The sequence below is a fragment of the Cryobacterium sp. Sr8 genome, assembly GCF_004403225.1.
Lineage (GTDB): Bacteria > Actinomycetota > Actinomycetes > Actinomycetales > Microbacteriaceae > Cryobacterium > Cryobacterium psychrotolerans.
This window is the reverse complement of record NZ_SOHO01000065.1, coordinates 108,984-132,106: the sequence shown is the minus strand read 5'-3', so window position 1 is coordinate 132,106 and position 23,123 is coordinate 108,984. Positions and strand designations below refer to the sequence as shown.

General features: G+C 68.6%; 25 protein-coding genes. 8 read left to right on the top strand and 17 right to left on the bottom strand.

Going from position 1 to position 23,123, the window contains the following annotated elements:
* Nucleotides 1-360: 360 nt before the first annotated feature.
* Nucleotides 361-537 carry a hypothetical protein gene (locus E3T54_RS16890; RefSeq protein ID WP_166804924.1) on the bottom strand — a complete coding sequence of 59 codons (177 nt, stop codon included), beginning with the start codon at nt 535-537 and terminating at the stop codon, nt 361-363.
* 432 nt (nt 538-969) lie between these two features.
* On the opposite strand from E3T54_RS16890, the gene E3T54_RS13615 reads away from it, so the two are divergent.
* The 4 genes from E3T54_RS13615 (at nt 970) to E3T54_RS13595 (ending at nt 4,674) form a co-directional block, all read left to right on the top strand.
* Entirely contained in the window at nt 970-2,586 is a 1,617-nt protein-coding gene (locus E3T54_RS13615; RefSeq protein WP_134476160.1) for an isocitrate lyase, read from the top strand.
* Between the two features lie 582 nt (nt 2,587-3,168).
* Nucleotides 3,169-3,693 carry a hypothetical protein gene (locus E3T54_RS13605; protein ID WP_134476158.1) on the top strand — a complete coding sequence of 175 codons (525 nt, stop codon included), beginning with the start codon at nt 3,169-3,171 and terminating at the stop codon, nt 3,691-3,693.
* Nucleotides 3,690-4,073, top strand: a complete 384-nt coding sequence (locus E3T54_RS13600) for a DUF5655 domain-containing protein (RefSeq protein ID WP_134476156.1) — start codon at nt 3,690-3,692, stop codon at nt 4,071-4,073. Before E3T54_RS13605 ends, E3T54_RS13600 begins: the two co-directional genes overlap by 4 nt.
* A 37-nt stretch (nt 4,074-4,110) precedes the next feature.
* Nucleotides 4,111-4,674, top strand: coding sequence for a dihydrofolate reductase family protein (locus E3T54_RS13595; protein WP_134476154.1), 564 nt, complete (start codon nt 4,111-4,113; stop codon nt 4,672-4,674).
* Nucleotides 4,675-4,677: 3 nt separating this feature from the next.
* Here the strand turns inward: E3T54_RS13595 and E3T54_RS13590 are convergent, their stop codons facing one another.
* Nucleotides 4,678-4,950 (bottom strand): DUF2277 domain-containing protein, encoded by a 273-nt coding sequence (locus tag E3T54_RS13590; RefSeq protein WP_134476153.1) that lies wholly within the window; start codon nt 4,948-4,950, stop codon nt 4,678-4,680.
* Nucleotides 4,951-5,224: 274 nt separating this feature from the next.
* Here E3T54_RS13590 and E3T54_RS13585 point away from each other — a divergent pair, with 274 nt between their 5' ends.
* The gene (locus tag E3T54_RS13585) at nt 5,225-6,610 is read left to right on the top strand and encodes an MBL fold metallo-hydrolase RNA specificity domain-containing protein (RefSeq protein WP_134476152.1); all 1,386 of its coding nucleotides are present in this window, start codon (nt 5,225-5,227) and stop codon (nt 6,608-6,610) included.
* Between the two features lie 75 nt (nt 6,611-6,685).
* Here E3T54_RS13585 and E3T54_RS13580 read toward each other — a convergent pair whose 3' ends face one another.
* Together E3T54_RS13580 and E3T54_RS13575 are read right to left on the bottom strand one after the other, a co-directional pair.
* Nucleotides 6,686-7,219 (bottom strand): DinB family protein, encoded by a 534-nt coding sequence (locus tag E3T54_RS13580; protein WP_134476151.1) that lies wholly within the window; start codon nt 7,217-7,219, stop codon nt 6,686-6,688.
* A 9-nt stretch (nt 7,220-7,228) separates the two neighbouring features.
* Nucleotides 7,229-8,521: a serine hydrolase gene (locus E3T54_RS13575; protein WP_166804923.1), complete on the bottom strand. Its 1,293-nt coding sequence runs from the start codon at nt 8,519-8,521 to the stop codon at nt 7,229-7,231.
* A gap of 224 nt (nt 8,522-8,745) precedes the next feature.
* Here E3T54_RS13575 and E3T54_RS13570 point away from each other — a divergent pair, with 224 nt between their 5' ends.
* Both E3T54_RS13570 and E3T54_RS13565 read left to right on the top strand, forming a co-directional pair.
* Nucleotides 8,746-9,162, top strand: a complete 417-nt coding sequence (locus E3T54_RS13570) for a DUF4383 domain-containing protein (RefSeq protein WP_134476149.1) — start codon at nt 8,746-8,748, stop codon at nt 9,160-9,162.
* 38 nt (nt 9,163-9,200) lie between these two features.
* On the top strand, nt 9,201-9,836 hold the full coding sequence (locus E3T54_RS13565; protein WP_134476148.1) for a hypothetical protein: 636 nt from the start codon (nt 9,201-9,203) through the stop codon (nt 9,834-9,836).
* On the opposite strand, the gene E3T54_RS13560 is transcribed toward E3T54_RS13565, so the two are convergent.
* Nucleotides 9,833-11,146: an ATP-dependent RecD-like DNA helicase gene (locus E3T54_RS13560; protein ID WP_174844425.1), complete on the bottom strand. Its 1,314-nt coding sequence runs from the start codon at nt 11,144-11,146 to the stop codon at nt 9,833-9,835. The genes E3T54_RS13565 and E3T54_RS13560 overlap by 4 nt on opposite strands.
* A 160-nt stretch (nt 11,147-11,306) precedes the next feature.
* Between E3T54_RS13560 and E3T54_RS13555 the strand changes: the two genes are divergently transcribed.
* Nucleotides 11,307-12,350 carry a hypothetical protein gene (locus E3T54_RS13555; protein ID WP_134476146.1) on the top strand — a complete coding sequence of 348 codons (1,044 nt, stop codon included), beginning with the start codon at nt 11,307-11,309 and terminating at the stop codon, nt 12,348-12,350.
* Nucleotides 12,351-12,397: 47 nt separating this feature from the next.
* Here the strand turns inward: E3T54_RS13555 and E3T54_RS13550 are convergent, their stop codons facing one another.
* From E3T54_RS13550 to E3T54_RS13495, 12 genes are all read right to left on the bottom strand, one after another.
* The gene (locus E3T54_RS13550) at nt 12,398-14,374 is read right to left on the bottom strand and encodes a cytochrome c oxidase assembly protein (protein ID WP_134476145.1); all 1,977 of its coding nucleotides are present in this window, start codon (nt 14,372-14,374) and stop codon (nt 12,398-12,400) included.
* Nucleotides 14,375-14,591: 217 nt separating this feature from the next.
* On the bottom strand, nt 14,592-14,879 hold the full coding sequence (locus E3T54_RS13545; RefSeq protein ID WP_092322744.1) for an HU family DNA-binding protein: 288 nt from the start codon (nt 14,877-14,879) through the stop codon (nt 14,592-14,594).
* 261 nt (nt 14,880-15,140) lie between these two features.
* Nucleotides 15,141-15,446 (bottom strand): 30S ribosomal protein S14, encoded by a 306-nt coding sequence (rpsN, locus tag E3T54_RS13540; RefSeq protein WP_092322742.1) that lies wholly within the window; start codon nt 15,444-15,446, stop codon nt 15,141-15,143.
* A gap of 2 nt (nt 15,447-15,448) precedes the next feature.
* Nucleotides 15,449-15,616 (bottom strand): 50S ribosomal protein L33, encoded by a 168-nt coding sequence (gene rpmG / locus E3T54_RS13535; RefSeq protein ID WP_092322741.1) that lies wholly within the window; start codon nt 15,614-15,616, stop codon nt 15,449-15,451.
* Nucleotides 15,616-15,852 carry a 50S ribosomal protein L28 gene (gene rpmB / locus E3T54_RS13530; RefSeq protein ID WP_092322739.1) on the bottom strand — a complete coding sequence of 79 codons (237 nt, stop codon included), beginning with the start codon at nt 15,850-15,852 and terminating at the stop codon, nt 15,616-15,618. The genes rpmG and rpmB overlap by 1 nt, the downstream gene beginning before the upstream one ends.
* Before the next feature lie 168 nt (nt 15,853-16,020).
* On the bottom strand, nt 16,021-16,410 hold the full coding sequence (locus E3T54_RS13525) for a Fur family transcriptional regulator (RefSeq protein WP_134476144.1): 390 nt from the start codon (nt 16,408-16,410) through the stop codon (nt 16,021-16,023).
* Nucleotides 16,407-17,213: a metal ABC transporter permease gene (locus E3T54_RS13520; RefSeq protein ID WP_206751266.1), complete on the bottom strand. Its 807-nt coding sequence runs from the start codon at nt 17,211-17,213 to the stop codon at nt 16,407-16,409. The genes E3T54_RS13525 and E3T54_RS13520 overlap by 4 nt, the downstream gene beginning before the upstream one ends.
* Nucleotides 17,213-18,079 carry a metal ABC transporter permease gene (locus E3T54_RS13515; RefSeq protein WP_198414498.1) on the bottom strand — a complete coding sequence of 289 codons (867 nt, stop codon included), beginning with the start codon at nt 18,077-18,079 and terminating at the stop codon, nt 17,213-17,215. Before E3T54_RS13515 ends, E3T54_RS13520 begins: the two co-directional genes overlap by 1 nt.
* On the bottom strand, nt 18,080-18,859 hold the full coding sequence (locus E3T54_RS13510; protein ID WP_241977228.1) for a metal ABC transporter ATP-binding protein: 780 nt from the start codon (nt 18,857-18,859) through the stop codon (nt 18,080-18,082).
* 7 nt (nt 18,860-18,866) lie between these two features.
* Complete coding sequence (locus E3T54_RS13505; protein WP_134476139.1) at nt 18,867-19,805, bottom strand: metal ABC transporter substrate-binding protein; 939 nt, start codon at nt 19,803-19,805, stop codon at nt 18,867-18,869.
* 70 nt (nt 19,806-19,875) lie between these two features.
* Nucleotides 19,876-21,693, bottom strand: a complete 1,818-nt coding sequence (locus E3T54_RS13500) for a hypothetical protein (RefSeq protein ID WP_134476137.1) — start codon at nt 21,691-21,693, stop codon at nt 19,876-19,878.
* A 52-nt stretch (nt 21,694-21,745) separates the two neighbouring features.
* Entirely contained in the window at nt 21,746-23,116 is a 1,371-nt protein-coding gene (locus E3T54_RS13495) for a dihydrolipoamide acetyltransferase family protein (RefSeq protein ID WP_092322731.1), read from the bottom strand.
* Nucleotides 23,117-23,123: the final 7 nt, after the last annotated feature.

The window sequence follows — 23,123 nt, the reverse complement described above, 5'->3', positions numbered from 1 at the left end:
GAGGAACTCGTCCGGGCCCTACTGGCGCGCGACCCCGTACTCTCCGAGCAAGTCGCCCGCGCGCGCGTCTTCGATGGCCTGGAAAAAGTCCTCAACCGGATCCGCTGAAAACGCCGAGCCTCGAGGCGGACGTAGCCGTCCCCCGGCCTACTTTGCCGTGAGGGGCAGGAAGTACCAGATGTCGAGGTCGCTGGGGCAACCCTCAGGAATCGCGACAGGCACACGAGGCGGCACGTCGCGTTTGTCGTCGCTGCCCGTGTACTGGACCGTGTCGCCGACCCTAAAAGTGCCGCCACCTTCGACGGAAATCGTTCCGTAGCCGGACAGGGTGGTCCCGACCGGGAAAGCGACGATGAGCTTCTAATGGTCGCTGGTCCGGTCGAGGCCCAGGCATCCGCTTCCCAGATCGACGATGACACCTTTGGCGAGAATGTCGAAGGAGGATCCATCCGGCTCGTAGGCCGCGGCAGTGAGCCCTTTCGAGTGCACTACGTCCGGGCCGCCGCCCGACGCGCATCCGGCAACCAGGGCCGACATCGCGCCAATGAGCAGAAGGGCCGCAGCGCCCCGAGCGCGCATTCGATTACCGGCGTCCGTGCCGGTGATCGCACCGCGCAACCATCGCGAAGGAGAACCCTCGGGACGGGTTCCAGGGCGCTGACGTCGGCATGGCGTCAGTGCGGCAGGCGCCCCCCACTCGGTCAACGTTCCAGGGTTACCCCGCGGAACCAGCCCGCAGCCCGCTCGTCGGTGTCCGATCCGAGGGTGCTCTCGGGAATCGGTTATTTCGGGCTCGTTGACCCGGTGTGCCCATCGATTTCTTCTGAACCGGAGAAGAATCGCAAAAGTTCTGCCCGGAATCCTGAAGAAGACCCGCTGTTCTTGCCGCAGTCTTCATTTAGCGGCCCATACCGGGCCGCCGAAACAGCCGTCCCGGCACAGCACAACTCCCACGTCGAAGGAAAGCAAATGACCATCTATCAGGACGATACCGAGGCCATCGAAGCTCTGAAGCACGCGTTCGGAAGCAGCTGGGACGCGATCGACCCGGAGTCGGTCGCCCGCATGCGCGCCCAGAACCGCTTCAAGACCGGCCTGGAGATAGCCCAGTACACCGCCGACATCATGCGCAAGGACATGGCGGAGTACGACGCCGATTCCTCCGTCTACACCCAGTCGCTGGGCGTCTGGCACGGCTTCATCGGCCAGCAGAAGATGATCTCCATCAAGAAGCACCTGAAGACGACGAACAAGCGCTACCTGTACCTGTCCGGCTGGATGGTCGCCGCGCTGCGGAGCGAGTTCGGTCCGCTGCCCGACCAGTCCATGCACGAGAAGACGGCCGTTCCCGCGCTGGTCGAGGAGCTCTACACCTTCCTTCGCCAGGCCGACGCCCGCGAACTGGACCTGCTCTTCACCGCCCTGGACGGGGCCCGCGCCGCCGGCAACGACGACAAGGCCGCAGCGCTTCAGGACCAGATCGACAACTACGAGACCCACGTCGTGCCGATCATCGCGGACATCGACGCCGGTTTCGGCAACCCCGAGGCGACGTACCTCCTCGCCAAGAAGATGATCGAGGCCGGCGCCTGCGCCATCCAGATCGAGAACCAGGTCTCGGATGAGAAGCAGTGCGGCCACCAGGACGGCAAGGTCACAGTGCCCCACGAGGACTTCATCGCGAAGATCAACGCCGTGCGTTACGCGTTCCTCGAACTCGGCATCGACAACGGCATCATCGTCTCCCGCACCGACTCGCTCGGCGCCGGCCTCACGCAGAAGCTCGCCGTGACCTACCAGCCCGGAGACCTGGGCGAGCAGTACAACTCCTTCCTCGACGTCGACGAGATCACCGAGGCAGAGCTGGGCAACGGGGATGTCGTGATCAAGCGCGATGGCAAGCTGCTGCGCCCGAAGCGCCTGGCCAGCAACCTGTTCCAGTTCCGTCCGGGAACCGGCGAGGCCCGCTGCGTGCTCGACAGCATCACCTCGTTGCGGAACGGCGCGGACCTGCTCTGGATCGAGACCGAGAAGCCGCACGTCGCCCAGATCGCCGGAATGATGAACGAGGTGCGCAAGGTCATCCCGAACGCCAAGCTGGTCTACAACAACAGCCCGTCGTTCAACTGGACGCTCAACTTCCGTCAGCAGGCGTACGACAACCTGCTCGCAGAGGGCAAGGACGTGTCGGCCTACGACCGTGCCAAGCTCATGAGCGTCGCGTATGACGAGACCGAGCTCGGCCGGATTGCCGACGAGAGCATCCGCACCTTCCAGCGCGACGGCTCGGCCGAGGCCGGCATCTTCCACCACCTCATCACCCTGCCGACCTATCACACGGCCGCGCTGTCCACCGACGATCTGGCCAAGGGTTACTTCGCCGACCAGGGCATGCTCGCCTACGTGAAGGGCGTGCAGCGGCGCGAGATCCGCGAGGGAATCGCCACGGTCAAGCACCAGAACATGTCCGGCTCCGACATCGGTGACAACCACAAGGAGTACTTCGCCGGCGAGGCCGCGCTGAAGGCCGGTGGCACGAACAACACGATGAACCAGTTCGAGGAACCGGTTCTGACAAGTCGCTGACCGACACTCCGTCGAAGTAGCAACGAGGAAGCCCCAGTCGCCTGACTGGGGCTTCTTCGTTTCGACGGGCCTCGGTGAGCGTGCAGCTGAAACCGCTCCTGACCGCAGAGGATCTCGACGAGGCGGCCAGGAAGACGCCGTCCTATCGGGCCCCAGGCCAGGAGGAGGCGAGGGTCACTCGGGCCAGAGGCCGGGAACGACGAGCACCAACCGGCACCTCGGGCACCGATGGCAGGACTCGAGCCCCTCGGCGGTGTCCACGCCATCGGCAGTCATCTCGACACGGCACGCCGGACACCTCGGACCATCTCCGTCCAGCCCGATCTCATCCACCTCCCCATTGTGCGGCATCGGGCACGGGCGGCAGGCCCGGCCGTGTGCCATGCTCGCGGCATGAGTAGCGCGGATGACGATGAGACACTCGTCCAACTGGGATCGATGGAGGTGGCTCGATCATCCCTGTCGGGCGAAGGCCGCCCGCTGTCCGACTTCACGAGACTCGTTCGTGCCGGGCAGTGGGACGAGTCAGATCCGTCTCAAACCAGGCCGCAGACAGGGTGGCGGGTCGTTCAGAGCGAGGGAGTGACCCGGCTGACGATCGCCGCACCACACCCGGACCTGACCGGCCGGTGGGTGACGAGCGACCTCTGGGTGCAGGACGGCGACTGGGCATACCGCCACCGGCCGCGTGCCCTTGAGGCGCAGCCAGTCAAGGCACAGCGTCGCAAGGGCCTCGCCTTGCGCTGGCCGGACAGTCACACCCCGTCGCTGTCGCCCTCCGCGCTGCGGATAGACATTGTGAACGAGTCGGATTCCCCCTGGTCGCCTTCCGGGGCCGATGACTTCTTCGTCGCCGGGTTCCTCTTGTCGCCCGAAGACCCGCCGGGCACGGCCGCGCGCGGCACGTTCTTCCACTACCTGGGCAGCGAGCCGGCCGAGACGCTGCAGCCGGGAGCACACGTCTGTGTGCCGGTGCACCTTTCCCCGGAGCTCTGGGAGGCCGCCGCCGCCGGGATCCACCTCGTGCAGGCCCTCCTGGTCACACTCGAACTGCGCTCCACGGAATGCGCTCCGCTGGAAAGGATCGCCGACCCGGCGCACGGATGACGAGCGCCCGCGGTGAACGGATCCCGCTTGAACAGTACTTTTCAGGCCGAGACCTGCGCTCGCGCGAGCTCTTCGACCGTGTTCGCTCGGCGATCGAGTCGATCGGCCCGGCCACGATGCGCGTCACGAGGAGCCAGGTCGCCTTCCGGCGTCGGGTCGCGTTCGCGTGGACCTGGCTGCCCGGCCAGTACCTGCGAGGCGACGTGGCCTCGCTCGTCCTCACGATCGACCTGCACCGCCGCGACGAATCGCCGCGTTGGAAAGAGGTCGTCGAACCGAGACCGGGGCGATTCACCCATCACCTCGAACTTCGCTCGGCGGCGGACATCGACGAGCAAGTCCTCGCTTGGCTCGTCGAAGCGTGGGGCCATGCGGGCTGAGCGCACCCCGGACGCCGGTGGTAGTACCGTTCGCGTCATGGCCACACTGAGCTACACCGGGATCACGTCCCTCGACGGCTACCTGGCCGACGCCGACGGCAACTTCGACTGGGCCGTGCCGGATGACGAGGTGCACGCGTTCATCAACGACCTCGAGCGGCCGGTCGGCACTTACCTCTTTGGGCGCCGGATGTACGAGGTGATGACCTTCTGGGAAACCGCCCACACCCTCGCCGACCCGCCGCCGGTCATCCGGGACTTCACCGGGATCTGGCGGGCGGCCGACAAGGTCGTCTTCTCGACATCACTGGAGACGACGTCCACTGCACGCACGCGAATCGAGCGGTCCTTCGACCCCGAAGCGGTCCGCCGTCTCAAGGCGACGGCGGCGCGTGAGATCGGTGTGGGCGGCGCCAACCTGGCCGGCCAGGCGATCGCGGCCGGGCTGGTCGACGAGATCCGGATGTTCCTGGCGCCCGTCGTGGTGGGCGGGGGCACGCGCTTCCTCGACGGGGTGCGCCTGAACCTCGACCTGCTCGATGAACGCCGGTTCGGCAACGGCATGGTGTACCTCCGCTACCGCGCCGAAGCCCGGGCGTAGCGGCTACGCCGCGGCGAACCGCTTCGCCGAGCGCGCCTTCGCTTTTTCGGCCTCGATGTCGCGGTTCTTCGGCGGGGCGGCGCTGACCAGGTCCTCGAGCAAGTGCCTCGAGATGTGGGCGATTTCCGCGACTGCCCGGTCGAACGCCTCGGCATTGGCCTTCGACGGCCTGGTCGCGCCGCTGATCTTGCGCACGTACTGCAGCGCGGCTTCGTGTACCTCGTCGTCAGTGGCGGCGGGCTCAAAATTGTGGAGCGTGTGGATGTTCCGGCACATGCTTCAAGGGTAGCCCGGAGGCCCGCATCCGTCACGGACAGGGGCGCCCAGGCCGAATGCGCCGACCATACTGCCGCTCCCCGCCGCCCATTCCAGTTGAGTTGCGGACAAGGAACCTTCACGTTCAGATCGAAGGTCCTTTCTCCGCATCTCAGCCAGAAGGCGGCTTGCGCAGGCCCTTGACAGGAGCCGTCAGTCGAAAATAGCTTGGGGCCTGAACCGGCGACGCGGTGCAGGTCATCCGGTACTCCATCGACTTCGTGGGGAGGCCACCGTGGCGCACGGCTCAGATTCGACTCTTCGCTTCCTGGGAGCCGCCGACACCGTCACCGGGTCGCGGTACCTCGTCGAGTCGGGTGACCGCCGGGTGCTCATCGAGTGCGGGCTCTTCCAGGGTTACAAGCTCCTGCGCGACCGGAACCGCCTCCCATTTCCGGTGCCGCCCGAATCCATCGACGCCGTCGTCCTCACCCACGCGCACCTCGACCACAGCGGATACCTCCCAGCCCTTGTGCGGGACGGCTTCGCCGGCCCCATCTACTCGACGGTCGGAACCGCCGAATTGTGCAGCCTGGTCCTGCCCGACAGCGGCCACCTGCTCGAGGAGGAAGCGTCCTACTCGAAGAAGCGCGGGTCATCCCGGCACACGAATCCCCGGGCGTTGTACACGGTGGCGGATGCGGTGCGCTCCCTCGAGTCGTTCCGCGTGCGGGATTTCGACCAGGAGCTGGACCTCGGACCCTCGCTCCGGGCAACCTTCATCCCGGCGGGCCACATCCTGGGCGCCGCCCAGATCCGGCTCGACGTGGCCGGGACCGCGGTGCACTTCACCGGCGACCTCGGCCGGGCGGACGACCCTCTGATGAAGCCCCCACGGGCACTCGGCGCGGTCGACGTGCTCGTGGCCGAGTCGACCTACGGGGACCGGAAGCACGCGGGGGCCGACCCTGAGGAGGAGCTCGGCGCGGTGATCCGGCGGGTCGCCCAACGCGGCGGAGTCGTGATGATCCCGGCGTTCGCCGTCGGGCGCTCGGAGTCCGTGCTCCTCCACCTCTCTCGGCTGCGTGCGGCAGGCGCGATCCCTGATATCCCGATCTACCTCAACAGCCCGATGGCCATCGACGCCTCGGAGGTCTACCGGCGCCACGCCGAAGAGCACCGCCTGACGCCGGACGAATTCAGGGACATGTACCGGTTGGCCACCCTCGTGCACAGCGTCGATGAATCGAAACTGCTCAACTTGCGCGGCGGGCCGATGATCATCATCTCCGCCAGCGGGATGCTCACCGGCGGCCGCATCCTCCACCACGTCATCGCCTATGGATCCGACCGGCGCAACGCCATCATCCTCACCGGCTACCAGGCCGGCGGAACGCGCGGCGCCGCGCTCCTGCGCGGCGAGGACCACCTGCGGATCTACGGGCGGGACGTGCCGATCAAGGCCGAGGTCGTCGCCCTGGAAAGCATGTCGGCCCACGCCGACTCCGACGGGGTCATCGAGTGGATGCGCGCCGCCCCGCGACCGCCCGCGATGACCTACCTCACGCACGGGGAGCCGGCCTCCGCCGACACCCTGCGGGTGCGAATCAAGCGCGAACTCGGCTGGAACGCGAGGGTGCCGGAGCACCTCGAGTCCATCGACCCCGCCCACCCCCGCTGACCGCGCTAACCGCGCCTTCTCTCTTCGCCGAACTGTGAGTTTGGCACCTTCACCGAGGTCGGGAAGGTGCCAAACTCACAGTTCGGCGAGGGGGCGGTGGACGTCGTGCAGGTGGTGGACGGGGTCGTGGAGCACGTATTGAGCGAGCGTGGTCACGGTGAAGCGGGCTCCGTCGCTGCGGCGGCCGGTGCGGGTGCTCTCCGTTACCGGGACGGCGGCGAAGGCATCGGCCAGGGATGCCGCGGCGAGGGCGAGCTCCCGGCCGACCACGGCCGGGTCCTGTTCGTGGTACCGCTCGGCGACCGCCGTGGCATCTTGGTCCCAATTCGCGAACAGCGGGTCGTCTTCGCTGAGCATGAGCCCCAGCCGCACCGAGAAGGTCCGGAAAACGTCGCGCACGTGGGCGCCGTATTCGAGGGGGGACCAGGTGTGGTCGTTCGGGCGCACGGCCGCGTCGGTGCGCGCGAGGACGGGGCCCCAGCCGGCCGCGTTCTCGCGAATCAGGCGCGGGATGTCGTCGAGGGCGACCTCGGCGGCGTCGAAGCCGCACTCGGGGCACGGCTGCTCGAGGACCCAGGTCCAGTCTTTTGTGTCGGGTGTGATCGCCATGACCGAATTCTAGCCAGCGGCTGGGGCCGCCGCCTGGCAGGCCGCGCCGGAGCGCATCGCCTCGGCCGTCTGTTCCTCGGACCACGGCAGCCTGAGCACGGGAGCCTCGGCGGAATCCGTCGGCGGTGCCTTCGCCGCGATCGAGGCGAGGCGTTGCGCGAGGGACTGCACGAACCCGGGGCCTGCGGTCGAGTTGTTCAGCATGACGACGATCGTCAGGCCGCTCTCCGGGTCGACCAGGGTCGCTGAGAGGAAACCCGGGATCGCGCCGGACTGCCCCCGCAGAGGGCCGAGTTGGCGGCCTCCCAGTCCGTAACGCTGCCACTGCGGGGACGTTTCGCCCTGGGGCACGGTCGCCCACTGCGCCTCCGTCGATTTCTCGGACAGCACGCTGCCCTCGGCGAAGGCCCGTGCCCACGTCCTCAGGTCGGCGAGCGTCGACACGACCCCGGCGGCGACCCAGCCCATGGAATTGGACAACTCGGTTTCGTCACGCACCCGGTCGCACGCCGGCACCCCTGCCGCGTCGACCGCAGCCGCATAGCCGTGCGGGTGCGGGTCGGGGAGCCGCACGGCGTCGCCGGCGGGAAAGGTTGTCTGGGTGAGGCCCAGCGGGTCGAAGATGTAGTGCCGGTAGAGCGACCCCCAATCCTGGTGGGTCGCCGACTGCAGTGCCAGGCCGAGCAGGATGATGCCGGTGCTGGAATACGACCAGGCGCCACCCGGCGCCGCAAGACGTTTGCCGGCCAGGCCGCTCGCGAGGATTTCCATGGGCGGCCACTGCCGCGTGGGGTTGTCCACGAACTGGGGCGCGAGCCCAGGGTAATAGTCCGCCAGGCCGGAGGTGTTTCGGCAGAGCTGTCCGAGCGTGATGCCCTCGACCTCCGCGCTCCGGCTCAGGTAGCGGGAAACGGGGTCGTCGAGCTTCACCCGGCCTTCCTCCACGAGCCGGAGGAGCACCGTGCAGGTCATCGAGGTGGTGGTGGTTCCGATCCGGAACTTCATGTCGGCGGTCATCGGGTTGTCGCCGGTCATCGTGGTGGTTCCGGGCGTCGCCACCCAGTCTCCCGCCCACGGCGCCCAGACCCCGGCGAGCGCTCCGGAGGCCCCGGACAGGGCGAGCCCCTCTGCGAGTGCGGCATCGAGTCGCTCGGCCACACCGGCCGGCAACCGAGAGCCCACCGGAACCGTGAGGTCGGGGGCCGGACCAGCCTCGCTGAGGCAACCGGAGAAGGCGAAGGCGGCTCCGAGAACGAGTGCGAGCGCAGCCCAGCGGCGTTTCGGAACGGGTCTACTGTCCATTGGCATCCCCAGGCTGACTGATGGCCCTTGTACCGGGGAGTGTACCCAGATCGCTTCGGGCGCGCGCCGGTTTCGGGCGAGTCGTCCCCGGCCGTTGCACCGTTCCGAGCCGCCGCACCGAGGGGTTCTCGGATCACATTCGCAGCAAACACCAATCCGATTCACGGCTATCTCCGAATACCAGATGAGCCCGGATAACCGTGGCACCTAAGAGAGGAACCAACATGCGTACATCCCCCAACCGACTGCTCGGCACCGTCTTCGGAGCGGTCTACATTCTCGTCGGCTTGCTTGGCTTCGCCGTCACCGGCGGCATCGGCTTCCTCGCGACCGAGGGTGGCCTGCTCCTCGGGATCTTCGCGGTCAACCCGCTGCACAACGTGGCCCACCTTCTGATCGGCGCCGCCCTGCTGATCGCCGGACTCTCCAGCGTGTCCGCAGCCAAGGCCGTGAACGGGGCCGTCGGGGCCGTCTACCTGCTCCTCGGTATCGTCGGCTTCTTCATCGTCGGCTCGGCGCTGAACATCCTGGCCCTGAACACGGCCGACCACTTCCTGCACCTGGCCAGCGCCATCGTGCTGCTCGGCGCCGGGCTCGGAGCCGAACGGTCCGCCCGCGTCTCCGCCACCGCGACCGCGTAACCGCGTCCGAACAGCGTCGCCCAGGAGAAGAGCACAACATGAACCCCGTCATCCGCACCTGGCTTGCCTTCGCCGCCATCGGCGCAGCGCTGGTACACCTCGCAGTCGGAGCCGGCGCTCCTCTCCCGCTCGCGATCATCCTGGTCGGGCTCGGGCTCACCGAGCTCGGCTGGGGTGTCGTGACCCTCATCCGAGGCCGCGTCACGGCCCCGGATGCCATCGTCGCCCTCGCACTCGTCCCGGTCCTCGTCTGGGGCGCCACGGCGATCCTCGGCAGCGGGCTGGGGGTCACGGCCGACGCGACGGGACTGCCCTTCTACCCGATGGCCGTCGCCTCGCTCTTCGACATCACGCTCGCCTGCGCCCTCGCCCTGTCCAGGCGCAGCGACGCGAAACGCAGCAACGCGCGGCGGGTGACAACGGAGGCCGCCCCCTCGCCCCGGGCCGACGTCCCGGCCGCCTCACCCCAGCCGCAGGCCGCCTGGAGTTTCCTAGCCGCACTGATGATTGGCGGCATGGTCTTCTCGGGGCTGACCACGAGCGCCCTGGCCGCCACGCGGGCCGGCGAGTACGCCGCTCCGCACGGCACGCACTCCACGCCGGGGACCGACAATCCCAGCGGCAGCCACACCGGCCACGACACCGGCCACACCGGCGACCAGACCGGCCACTAAGTCCGGGGGATCTCCTCGGTGGTCAGGGCCGCCCGCTCGCCCTGCATGAAGCGCTGCACGTTCTCATCCACGATGATGTCGCTCGGACGCAGCGGGCGGGCCAGGTAGAGACCCTCGAGACTGGTCAGCCGGCTGAGGGCCACGTAGGTCTGGCCGGGGCTGAAGACCCGCGAGCCGAGGTCGACGATGGCCCGCTCGTAGGTTGCCCCCTGCGACTTGTGGATCGTGACCGCCCACGCCAGCCGCAACGGGAACTGCGTGAACTCGGCCACGACATCCTTCTTCAGCTTCTTCGTGAGCGGGTTGTAGCTGTACTTGAACTTCTCCCACACGGTGGGTTCGACCTCGTGGGTGTCGCCGTCGATGTCGACGTACACCGTCGAGTCGACCTTCGTGACGGTGCCGATGCTGCCGTTCACCCAGCGCTGCCCGCCGTCCTGGTGGTTCGAGTCGTTGCGCAGGAACATCACCTGAGCGCCCACCTTGAGCTCGAGCACCTCGTCGGCCGGGAACGTGCGTCCGCCGAAGTCGCCGGTGATCTCGGCCTTGGCCGTGAGCGGCCGGCCGGAGAGTCGCTGCAGGGCGGCCGCGTTGATGCGGTTGACCGCGTCGTTGCGGGTTGCCAGCGTGATGACGCCTTCGCTGGGCGCCGGACGGGCCCCGGCGGCGTTCAGCGCGCCGCCGATCTCCGCGGTGACCTGGCCGTGGCGCACCGCGTTGAGCATGTGCTTGAAGTCCGCGTCGTGCTGGCGGTGGATCTCGGTGAGTTCGAAGATGCGCAGTTCGGCTTGCTGCCAGACCCTGGCGTCGAAGAACCACATCGACCGGTACGTGTCGGCGAAGTAGGCGCGCTCGTCGGAATCACCCGGGACCGGTGCGAGCTGGTACGGGTCGCCGAAGAGCACGATCTGCACGCCGCCGAACGTGTCGTGTGGGCGCTGGCGCGCCTGTCGCAGACTGCGGTCGATGGCATCCATCAGGTCGGCGTTGACCATGGAGACCTCGTCGATGACGAGCGTGTCGATGGTGTTGAGCAGCTTGCGCACCTGGTCGGACTGGTCGATCACGTGGTCGGCGATCACCCCGATCGGCAGTCGGAACAGGGAGTGGATGGTCTGCCCGCCCACGTTCAGCGCGGCCACTCCGGTCGGCGCGGCAATGACGATCTGTTTGCTGGTGTGCCAGGAGAGGTGGTTCAGCAGTGTCGACTTACCTGTGCCGGCGCGACCGGTGACAAAAACGTTCTGGCGCGTGCTTTCGATCGCGGCGAAGACTTCGGCCTGCTCGCGGGACAGCGGGATCTCGGACACGGGGGCACTTTCGGTGGGCGCGGGGGCGGGGGGAACATTCCACTGTAACCGTCCCGACCCGGCAAACGCCGGGACTTCACGCGGTTGGGGGCAAGGACACGTGGCAGTGGCGGCACCGGCCGTTTCGGGGGCGGCGAGCCTGCGCCCGTAGGATGTTGACGTGACCATCGGGGACGGCGAGAGCCGGCGAAGCCTACGGCGCGCCATCATTGCCGTGAGCGTGATCGCAGCGCTGCTGCTCGGTGCCCTGTTTGCCGCCATCGGTTCCCTGAACCGGGAGGTCTACAGCGCCGGCGGCTTCGTTCGCCAATACCTCGACGCCCTGGCTCGGCACGACCAGGCCGGTGCGCTGGCCATGCCCGGCGTGGAGCTCACGAACGCCAGGCTCACAGAGGACGGGCTGCCGCAGAACCTCCCCTCGACGCTGCTGCGCGGATCCGTCCTGGGTGAACTCAGCGACATCCAGCTGCGCAGCGACACCGCCGGCGCCAACGGCCGCCACACCGTGGTCTACGACTTCCTGCTGGACGGCAACGAGTCGACGATGAAGTTCGCGGTGGCTCGCACCGGCACCTTCGCCGGGGTCTTCGACAGCTGGCGCTTCACGACCAGTCCACTGGCCGTACTCCAGGTGACGGTGCTCCACGAGGCGACGTTCACCGTCAATGGGCTCACCCTCGATACGCGGGCCCACGCGGCACCGGAAGCGCCGGTTACGTTCTCGAACCAGGCCGCCTACCTCGCGTTCGCACCGGCGCTGTACGACTTCACCCACGATTCCACCCTGCTCACCGCCCCGAAGCAGGCGCTGCCCGTCACGTCGGGCGGCGCAACCGATGTCACGATCGACGCGATGCCCAATAAGCGGTTCATCAAACAGGTGCAGACCGAACTCAACGATTTCCTCGAGGCGTGCGCGACGCAGACGGTGCTGCAGCCGTCGAACTGCCCGTTCGGCATCGAAATCAACGACCAGGTGCAAGGGCTGCCGGCGTGGTCGATCGCGAGCTTCCCGGTGGTCACGCTGGCGGCCGGCCAGAACACGTTCGAGATGCCGCCGACCGTCGGCCAGGCGCACATCGTCGTCGACGTCCGATCCCTCTTCGATGGGGAACTCACCACCCGGGATGAGGACGTGCCGTTCACGGTGGCCCTGAGCGTGACGATCAGGCCCGACGGGGCGCTGGCGATCCAACTGCACTAGCCTGGGCGCCGGGCCGGGCACTGGGCCCGACCACCTGCCCGGGGCGTTTACCGGTCGTGCGCCGCGAGACGCGCGAGCCGCGCGTTGTACGCCTCGAGGTCGGCGTCGCCCGTGCGGTCCGCATTTCGGTCGATGCGCCGGGATTCCTTCTCGTCTCCGCGGCTCCACTGGATCACCACCGCGATGGCCAGCGCGATCGTCGGAATCTCGCCGATGCTCCAGGCGATGCCGCCGCCGGCCTGCTGGTCCGCGATGGCGCTCAGGCCCCAGTCGCGCCCCATGGCCCCGTACCAGTCGGCAAGCAGCAGCCCGGTCCCGGTCATCAGCGCCACCCCGAAGAACGCGTGGAACGCCATCGTGCCCAGCAGGAGCAGCAATCGGAATGCGTGGGGCAGCCGGTACGGCACGGGATCAATGCCGATCAGCGACTGCACGAACAGGTATCCCGTGATCAGGAAGTGCACGACCATCCACTCGTGGCCGATGTGGTCTGTGGTCGCCCAGCTGAACAACGCCGAGTAGTAGAAGACCCACAGCGATGCGGCGAAGACGATGGCCGCCACGAACGGATGCGCCAGGATCCCGGCGGGCTTCGAGTGAACGGCGAGCAGGATCCACTCCCGCGGGCCGCGGCTGCCGTCGTGGCGCTTGCGAATGGCGCGCGCAGCGAGCGTGACCGGCGCCCCGGGAACCAGGAGCACCGGCACGAGCATCGTCAGGGCCATGTGCGCGAGCATGTGGGTGGAGAACAGGTACTTGCCGTACACATTCACGCCGCCGTTGGTGATGTAGAACAAGGCCAGCATGCCCAGGACCCACAGCACGGTGCGGTACAGCGGCCAGCTGTCGCCGCGGCGGCGGAGTCGCTGCACCCCGGCCAGGTAGAAGAATATGCCGAAGGCGCAGAAGAACACCCAGGCGGGGTCGAAATTCCACTCGGTGAAGTAGCGGGAGAAGGTGAGTTCGGGCGGCAGCAGCTCCCCGGTCAGGATCTGCGCGGGCGTCGAGGTGGGGATCTCCGCGGCGGTGACCTGCACGACCGGCGTGGCCGTCTTCGCCAACGCGGCCGCGACGCCCGAGGCCAGGCCCATGAAGGCCAGTTCCGCGGTGATGAGCCACCAGAACCACGGGCGGGAGTCCGACCGTCCGGACATCATCCGGCCGATGACGAACCGGCGCTGCAGCACACCGAAGCCGCCCAGGGCGACCAACGCCGCCACCTTCACCAGCACGAGCACGCCGTAGGGGCTGAAGATCCGCTCGAGGCTGCCGACACGGAGCTCCGCGCTGACGTAGCCGGATACGGCGACCACGATGAAGGAGACCAGTGCGAGGGAAGAATAGCGGGACAGGACCACGCTGAGACGATCGCCCGTGAGGCTGCCGCGCAGCACGAGGACGGTCAGCAGCCCACCCAGCCAGACGGCGGCGAACAGCAGGTGCATGCCGAGTGCGGTGATCGCCTGATCGTGGCCGGTCGCGCCCGCGGAGTGCCCCTGCAGCGCCATCGGCACGAGCGCGGCGACCGCGAGGAGCGCAACGAAGACGATCGCGGTCTGGTTGCGCACCGCGAAGCAGAGCACCGTGACGCCGGCGGCGATCAGGGTGGTGCCGAGCCAGGCCTGGCCGATTTCAATCTGGCTGAAGAATTGGCCCATCGTCGCGCTGAACGTGTCATCGAAGCTGAGCGAGACGTTCGTCACCTGCAGGAAGGTGAGGAACCCGGTGAGCGCCGAGGCGACGGTGAAGACGGCTGCGGATGCCGCGGAGAAGTCGAGCGCGGTGTTGAACTCACGTTCCCCGGGGCTCAACGCGAAGAGGGTGAGCACGAGGGCGCCGATCGTGCCGGCCGCGCCGAGGTTGACCAGCAGTTTGGCGATGGGCAGACTCCATCGCACCACGGGGCCCGGGTCGGCGAGGAGCTGCGCGGCCGAACCGCCGCCATACGCGAGCCCGGCGAGAGTCGCGAGCAGAGCCACCAGCAGCAGGGCTGCCGGACCGATGAGGCGGACAAGACGAGGCACCCAGCCAGCCTAACCGTGCGGGCCCGCCCCGGCTCGCGGCCGGATCCGCGCCGACTGTGACCGTTCCGGTCGAGTTCCCCCCGCGCACCGGGCAAAGTCGACCGGAAGTGTCACAGTCGGCGTAGTTTCGGCGGGGTCGGCGGCCCGGGCATAGAAGAGGGCACAGAAGAGGGCGCCGACCGAAGTCGACGCCCGTCTGTCGTGCAGGTACCGAATGCTACTTGGCGGCGGCCTTGAGCTTGCTGCCGGCGGTCAGCTTGACGCGGTGGCCTGCGGCGATCTGGATCTCTTCGCCGGTCTGCGGGTTGCGGCCGGTGCGCGCGGCGGTAGCGGTGCGCTCGACTCCGAGCCAACCCGGGATGGTGACCTTGCCGTCGTGTGCAACGGTGTCGGCGAGGGTTGCGAAGAAAGCGTTCAGAACGCTGTCGACGGCAGTCTGGCTCTGGCCAGAGTCTGCGGCAACCTTGGCAACGAGCTCGGTCTTGTTCAGCGACTTGTCAGCCATTGAGTGTCCTCCTCGGACCTTCGTAGAAACAGGTAGTTAGGGTGAACGAATTGACTCCGGGGAGCTTCTCCGCTGGTCGGTTCGACCGCGTTGAATCTAACAGAGATCGGCGGAATTCCGCGGATTTCCGGCGTTTCGGAGCGCTTTTCCCCGGCGAGTCGCTTTTATTTCGCTCTGCGCGGAACGACTCAGGGGATGCCGACCGAAGTCGACATCCCCTGAGGACGTTACGGAGGACCGCTCACGCGGCCGTCCGGGGTGCTACCAGCTGGACTTGGTGATGCCGGGCAGCTCGCCCCGGTGCGCCATGTCGCGGAAGCGAACGCGCGAGATACCGAACTTGCTGAGGTGGCCGCGAGGGCGTCCGTCAACCGCGTCGCGGTTGCGCAGGCGCACCGGCGAAGCGTTGCGGGGGAGCTTCTGCAGGCCCAGGCGAGCGGCCTCACGGGACTCATCGGTGCCGTTCGGGTCGATGAGAGCCTTCTTCAGCTCGAGGCGCTTGGCGGCGTATCGTTCGACGATTACCTTGCGCTGGTTGTTCTTGGCAATCATGCTCTTCTTCGCCATTTTTAGCGCTCCTCACGGAAGTCAACGTGCTTGCGCACTACGGGGTCGTACTTCTTGAGTACGAGACGGTCGGGGTCGTTGCGACGGTTCTTGCGGGTCACGTAGGTGTAACCCGTTCCCGCGGTCGAACGAAGCTTGATGATCGGACGGACGTCATGCTGCTTTGCCATTAGATCTTCACCCCACGAGCGAGTACGTCCTTGACGACGGACTCGATGCCGCGTGCGTCAATGACCTTGATGCCCTTGGCCGACAGGGTCAGCGTGACGTTCCGGCGGAGCGAGGGTACGTAATATGTCTTCTTCTGAACATTCGGGTCGAAGCGACGCTTGGTGCGTCGGTGCGAGTGCGAAATGTTGTGTCCGAAGCCGGGAACGGCTCCAGTCACCTGGCAGACAGCTGCCATGGTTTTCCTCCATTACCGAAGGGCGAATGCCCTTCCCAAGATCTCTTGTCGGCCGGAACGCCCGCGCTCTCCCTGACGGGGAGCGGCACGTTGCGGCAATGCACGCACGGATGTGCGCAGCAATGGTCAACTCTACGGCCTCGACGCGCCTCGCGCAAACCGGCCCGCCTAGGGGGCGACGGGGGCGCAGGTGGCGCAGAGGCCGAAGACGTCGACCACATGGGCAGCCTGGCTGAAGCCGTGCTCGGCGGCCACGTTCCTGGCCCAGATCTCCACGGCATCCGCCTCAATCTCCACCGTCAGGCCGCAGTTGCGGCAGATCAGGTGGTGGTGGTGGTCGTTGCTGCAGGCCCGGTACAGGCTCTCGCCCTCCGGCGACTGCAGGGAGTCCGCGGCGCCCTCCGCGGCGAGGTCGGCGAGGGCCCGGTACACCGTGGCGAGGCCGATCGGCGAGCCGGTCGCGTGCAGCGTGGCGTGCAGGCCCTGCGCGCTGACGAAACCCTCGGCCGTGTCGAGGGCCGCGCGCACGGCTTCCCGCTGCCAGGTGTTTCGCTTCATGCTCTCAACCGTATCCGCGCCCGGCCGAGCCGGTGAACGCCGAGGGCCGCCAGGAAGAAGCCGGCCGCCGTGAGGGCGATCGCCGGCCCGGCCGCCACGTCAAGGGCGCGGGAGAGCAGCACGCCGATGGCCCCGGATGCCGCTCCGATCAGCGGCGCGGCGACGAAGATCTGGGTCGTCGTGCGGGCGAGCTGGCGCGCGGCGGCCGCGGGCGCCGCGATGAGCGCGATGGCGAGGATGGCACCGACGGCCGGCATCGCCGTGACCACCGTCGCCGCGATGAGGGCGAGGCTGAGCAGTTCGATCGGCCATTCCCGGTAGCCCGCGGCGCGGAATCCGTTCTTGTCGAAGGTGGAGAAGAGGATCTCCTTGCCCAGGAAGACCATGACGGCGACGGCGAGCAGGAGCACGCCGGCGGCCAGGAGCACGTCGCCGGTCGTCACGGTGAGGATCGACCCGACCAGGTAGGAGTCGACCTGCACGGGCAACGACGGGTTCAGGGCTTGGAGGAGCACGCCGAGGGCGAACCCGGCGGTGAGCACGATGCCCGACGCAACCTGGGCTCCCTGCCGCTCGACCTTTCCGATCACGGTCATGATGCCGACAATGGCGACGGCCGCAACGGCCGCGCCCAGGGGGATGCTGACCCCGAGGATGGCCGCGGCGATGGCGCCGGGGAAGGTCGCGTGGGTGAGCGCCTGGGCGAAGAACGTTCGCTGGCGCAGCACGACGAGTGAGCCCACCAGCCCGGAGAGCGCCCCGATCACGAGGCCGGCGAGGAGAGCCGTCTCGAAGTAGCCCATCACCGTACCGTCCTGCCGCGAAGCCGGTCGACAAGGATCCGGGCGAGGAGAGAAACGGCGTAGCCCGCCACCAGCACGAGCACGACGGTCGCGCCGCTCGACAGCTCGATGCCCAGGTCGACGGATGCCGCATAGCCGAGCGCCAGCCCCAGCCACGCCGCCACCCCGGAGAACACCGCGGCGACGGGGAAGAGCAGCCACAGCCGCGAGGTGAGGAGGCGCGCCACCGCACCGGGCACGATCAGCACGGCGAGCACGAGCAGGGTGCCGACCGCACTCGTCGCCGCCACGACGACGAGGGCGATCGCACCGTTGAGCAGCAGGTCGAGCAGGAGCGGACGGTAGCCGGCCGCGGAGAACCCGGTGTGGTCGAAGGCCCGGAAAACCTGTTCCTTGAGGGTGAGCGCCACGACCAGGAGGGCGACGCCGCAGATCGCGATCGTCTGCACGACCTCGGCCGGGCCGACGGTCAGCAGGCGCCCGAACAGGAGCTGCTCGAGTTGCCCGGCGTAGTTGGTTTCACGGGAAACCACGACGACGCCGATGCTGAACATGGCCGTGAAGACGACCGCGATGGCGGCATCCGTCGGCACCTTGCTGCGCGCGATCAGGGTCAGGGCGACGGAGGCGACGAGTGCGGCGATCAGCGCGCCGACGAAGAGTCCGTCCTGCCCGCTCCAGACGAAGCCGATGGCTATTCCGGGGAAGACCGCATGGGTGAGCCCGTCGCTGATGAACTCCAGTCCGCGCAGGTTGACCAGCACCCCGACCACCCCGGCGACGAGGCTGAGTGCGGCGAGCACGGCCAGCGCGCGGGCCATGAACGGCAGCGCGAAGCCGTCGAACAGGAAGCCGGCGAGGTCCACCTAGTGGCCCTCGTGCCCGGGCACGACGACGGTGTGTTCGTCCATCTCCACGCCCACGTCCCGGAAGGTGCGCTGCACGTTGTCGAGGGTCAGCACCTCGTCGCGCGGTCCGAAGGCAACCTGGCTGCCGTTGAGCAGCAACACCTCTTCGCAGACGGCCCGGGCGAGCTCCAGGTCATGGGTCGACACGAGCACGGCGAGGCCGCCCGCCTTCAGCCGGTCGATGGTGCCGATCAGGGCGTCGCGGTTCTCCTGGTCGAGGCCGTTGAATGGTTCGTCGAGCAGCAACAGGCGGGGACCGGATACGACCGCCCGCGCGAGCAGGCCCCGCTTCTGTTGTCCGCCGGAAAGCTGGCCGAATCGGCTCTTCGCCAGCGGCCCCAGGCCCACCGTTTCCAGGGCGTGCGCTACCGAGTCGCGGTCACGCCGGGACGGCAGGCGCAGCCAGCCGAGGGAGCGGTAGCGGCCCATCATGACGACCTGCTCGAGCGTGATCGGGAAGTGCGGGTCAATGTCTTCGGTCTGGGGAACGTAGCCGACCGAGCCGGCGGGCGCCGCGGCCTGGCCGAGCACCGTGACGGTGCCGCTGACCCGCGGGACCAGCCCGAGGACGCCCTTGAGCAGCGTTGATTTTCCCGAGCCGTTCGGGCCGATCAGGGCAACGGCTTCGCCGGGTCGCAACTCGAAGGTGATGTCCTCCAGGGCGGGCCCGCGGCCGTAGCTGAAGGAGGCGCCGGAGACCGCCAGTGCGGGCGCCGGATCGGGAGGGTTCTCGTTCACAGCACCACTATCCCAGTTCGGCCGGGACGGGGCTGGGCGTGACGCCCCAGGATTCGAGAACGACGGTGACATTGTGCACCTGCGCCGCGAGGTAGGTCTGTCCCTCACTTCCGGCCGGGCCGAGCGAGTCGACGTAGAGGGCATCCTCGCCGGAGTAGACACGCACCCCGGCCTCGCTCGCGATGGTCTGCGCGGCTTTCGGGTCGAGGGACGCCTCGGAGAACACGGCCTTGACGCCCGTCGCCGTGATCGCGGCCACGAGCTTGTCGATCTCGGCTGCGCTGGGTTCGGCGTTGTCGTCGAAGCTCGGAATGACGGATCCGACGTAGGTGATGCCGTAGGCGGCGGTGAAGTAGCCGAGGGCGTCGTGGTTGCTCACCAGCAGGCGATCGCCCGCGGGGACGGTGTCCACGTTGGCGCGGGTCCAGTCATCGAGCCGGGTGAGCTTGTCGCCGTAGGCCGTCGCATTGGCGTCGAACGCATCGGCGTTCGGCGCGTCGGCGTTGCCAAGCCCCGAGGCGATGGTGTTCACCATGGCGTCAGCATTGCGCGGGTCGGTCCAGACATGCGGATTGTCGTCTTCCAGCAGGGAGATCCCCTCGCTGGCGTCGATCGTGACACCGTCGAAGCCGGATGCCTCGATGGCGTCGTCGAGCCAGGTTTCGAGCCCGATGCCGTTGACGACGAGCACGTCGGCCCGCCCGAGCGCGGTCAGATCCGCGGCCGACGGGTCGAAGGCGTGGACGCTCTGGTTGGGCCGGACGAGTTGGGTGAGCGCGACGTCGGCCGTGTCGCCTACGATCTCGCGGGTGAAATCGGCTACCTGCGTGGTCGTTGCCACGATCTCGAGCCCGGCGTCGGACGCGTCCGGGTCGGTACCGCAGCCGGAGAGCAGGACGACGGCCGCGGCCAGGAGGGCGGCAAGGGAAAGGTGTCTGGGTCTCACGGTGCGACACTACGCTTATTGATAATGATTGTCAAAACCATTAGTCCGGATCAAAGGACTCGCGGGCGGGTCACTGGTAGGTGATGAGGTCCGGGCTCGGCACGACCTGCGCCATGGTCTGTGCCGGGGTGAGCATCGGCTGGTCCTCGTCGATGAAGTTCTTCCAGCCCCAGAAGATGCCGGCCGGCGCGCCGGCCCGCAGGGCCCGCCAGGTGGCCTGCTTCGCCGGTTGGCCGCCGAGCCCGTCAACGTGCAGGAGGAGGGCGAGTTCAGGGCGGGAGGTGTCGAGGCTGGCGCGATTCCGGATCATCTTCAGGCTGAACTGATGCAGCACGAGCAGTTTCTGTGGCAGCGCGTGCGTGCTGGTCAGGTCCGCGAGCCAGGTGATCACCGTGTTGAGCTCCGCGGCGTCCACCGATCCGATCTGCTCGAGGTGCCGCTGGGTCTTGCCGAGCCGCCACTCCGGGTCGAGGGCGAGTCCCACGTGGGGCAGCACGAGCAGTGACTCGTACCGCTTCGCCTGGGTGAGGAAGTCGGTGCGCCCCGGCTGCAGGTCGAGCACCACGTACATTCCGGCCTTGCCCGCTGCCTCGACCCACGGTCGGAGGCGGTCGGCGGAGAGCTCGTTGGAGTAGTTCCCGTCGGCCCCCTCCGCCCCGGCGGCGACCGTGGCGATGATCTCCATCATCGGCACGACGGTGCGTTCGGTGTGCTCCGCGTACTGGCTCGCCGTGCTCCTGGCCCGGATGATCGCCGCCGGAAGCTCCTGTTCGCCGAGCACGCCGAGCGCCGACGTCCCCGGCGTTCCGTACAAGGCAACGAGCAGGCTGGCCGGGAAGAGCACCTGCCCCCCGCCGGGCAGCTGGACGCCGGTGGCGGCCGCGCGGACCTTCCAGGCCAGGCGCTCCTCGCCGGCGAACGCCGCGCCGAGGGCGAGCACGGCCGACGGCCGGGCCGCGCCCAGCGCCGTCACCAGTGCGGCGGATGCCTGCGGGTTCGGGTGGTCGGCCGGCACGGGCAGCACGTCTACGCCTGCCGCACGCGCCGTGGCCGCCCCGGCCAGCTGGGCCGGGTCGTTCACGGCCAGGACCAGCACTCCGGTGCGCGGCACGCTGCGTCGCACGCGCGGCAGCGTCACCGGCGGCCGGTCCGTCGCTGCCGCTGCAGGCCCCGTCGGCGTCGTGGTCGGCGTCGTGGTCGGCGTCGTGGTCGGCGCCGGGTCGGCGCCCGCGGCCAGTCCGAGCAGGAGCGGGGTGCCGGCCTTCAGCTTCGCGACCGCGGCCAGCGCGCCCTCCGCGGTCACCGCATTCGCGGTCACCGCCTCCGCGGCGAGCTCGCGGGGCAGGATCGCGCCCACCGCGTCCGGCGAGGCGACCACGTGGAACTCCTCCCTCCCCGCCGCATCGGTGCCGACGTGCCGGGCCGCGGGATCGCCGCCCACCTTCAGCAGGTGGGATGCCCCGAGGCGGCCGAGTTCGTCTTCGAGCGCTGCGGCCGCGGCCGTCGCATCCGGCGTTGGCGTGAGCAGGAGGGGGACACCGAGCGCCACCGCGGCAGAGGAGGCCAGGAGCTGGGCGGCCAGGTCACCCACCGACGCTGTGACGACCAGCCGCGACTCGGAGTACAGGGCGGCGCTGGCGGCGATGGCATTCCGCACCGGATCGGCGTCGGCGATCACGGTGAGCGGAGTGCCCGGCCGGGCCGTTGTCGCGTCGAGCACGGGCGAGGGCACCCGCCCGGGCACGCTCGGGCGCTCACTCGCTGCGGGGGCATCCGTCTGCGGTGCCGGTTCGGCCACGCAGCCCGACAGGAGGAGGGCGCCCAGGAGAAGGGTGCCGAGGATGCGGGCGCCGGCGCCGCGGGTGGCGCCCCGGGCTGAATGCCCCATCGACCCCTCCCCTGCTTCCCCGATGACGTGCTTCCCGGACGACTGCGGCCCGCTATTCGAGCAGCAGCGCCGGTTCCTCGATGATGCTCGCCACGTCGGCGAGGAACCGGCTGGCGACATCCCCGTCGACGACGCGGTGGTCGAAGCTCGCCCCGATCGTGGTGACGTACCGCACGCGGACCTCACCGTCGACGACCCACGGTTTCTGCTTGATCGTGCCCAGCGCGACGATTCCGGCCTCGCCGGCATTGAGGATGGGCGTTCCGGTGTCCATGCCGAACACGCCGATGTTCGTGATCGTGATCGTGCCGCCGGCCATCTCGGCGGGGCTCGTCTTCCCGTCGCGGGCGATGATCGTGAGCCGTTCGAGAGCAGAAGCCAGCTCGAGCAGGCTCATGTCCTGGGCCTCCTTGATGTTGGGCACGATGAGCCCGCGCGGTGTCGCCGCGGCGATGCCCAGGTTGACGTAGTGCCGGATGATGACCTCGTCGTCGGTGAAGGTCGAGTTGACGGTGGGGTTGCGGCGCACCGCCCAGATCATGGCCTTGGCCATGATCAGCAGCGGCGACACCCGCACCCCGGCGAAGTCGGTCGACGCCTTGAGTCGCTTCACGAACTCCATCGTGCGGGTGGCGTCGACGTCGACGAAGAGGCTCACGTGCGGCGCGGTGAACGCGCTCTTGACCATGGCCTGGGCGATGGCCTTGCGCACCCCCTTGACCGGGATGCGTTCCTCGCGGTCGGCGGGCCACTCCGGGGTCTCGATGTTGCGGAAAACGCTCACCTGGGTCGCCTCGCGCAGCACGTCCTCGCGGGTCACGTCCCCGATCGGGCCGGTCGGGGTGACCTGGGAGAGGTCGACGCCGAGGTCCTTGGCGAGCTTGCGGATCGGCGGTTTGGCGAACACCGGTCCCACCGGGGCGCCGGGCACCTGCTGCGGGAGTGGGGTGGCGGCCGGGCGAGCGGATGCCGCGGCGGGCGGGGCCATCGACTCATGCGCCACGCGGGCGCCGCTGTGCCGTTTGCGGCGGGTCGGCATCGTCGCCGCGGCGCCGCGGCCGACGAGGACCGCGGCCGATCCGTCCTCGGTGATCGTGTTGGCGACATCGGCGGCCGCGTCGGCAGCCTCCCTGATCGGCGCCGGCACGTCGGCCCCCGGCGCAGCGGCGGCGTCCGAGGCCGCGTCCGACCGGATCGTGATGATCGGCGTCCCGACGTCCACCGTCGTCCCGGCCGGCACGAGGATCTCGCCGACGACGCCGACGAACGGGGACGGCAGCTCGACCAGCGACTTGGCGGTCTCGATCTCGACGAGGACCTGGTTGATGGTCACCGTGTCGCCGGGAGCCACCTTCCACTCGACGATCTCGGCCTCGGTGAGTCCTTCGCCGACATCCGGGAGGGTGAACTTCGACACGGTCATGCTGTGC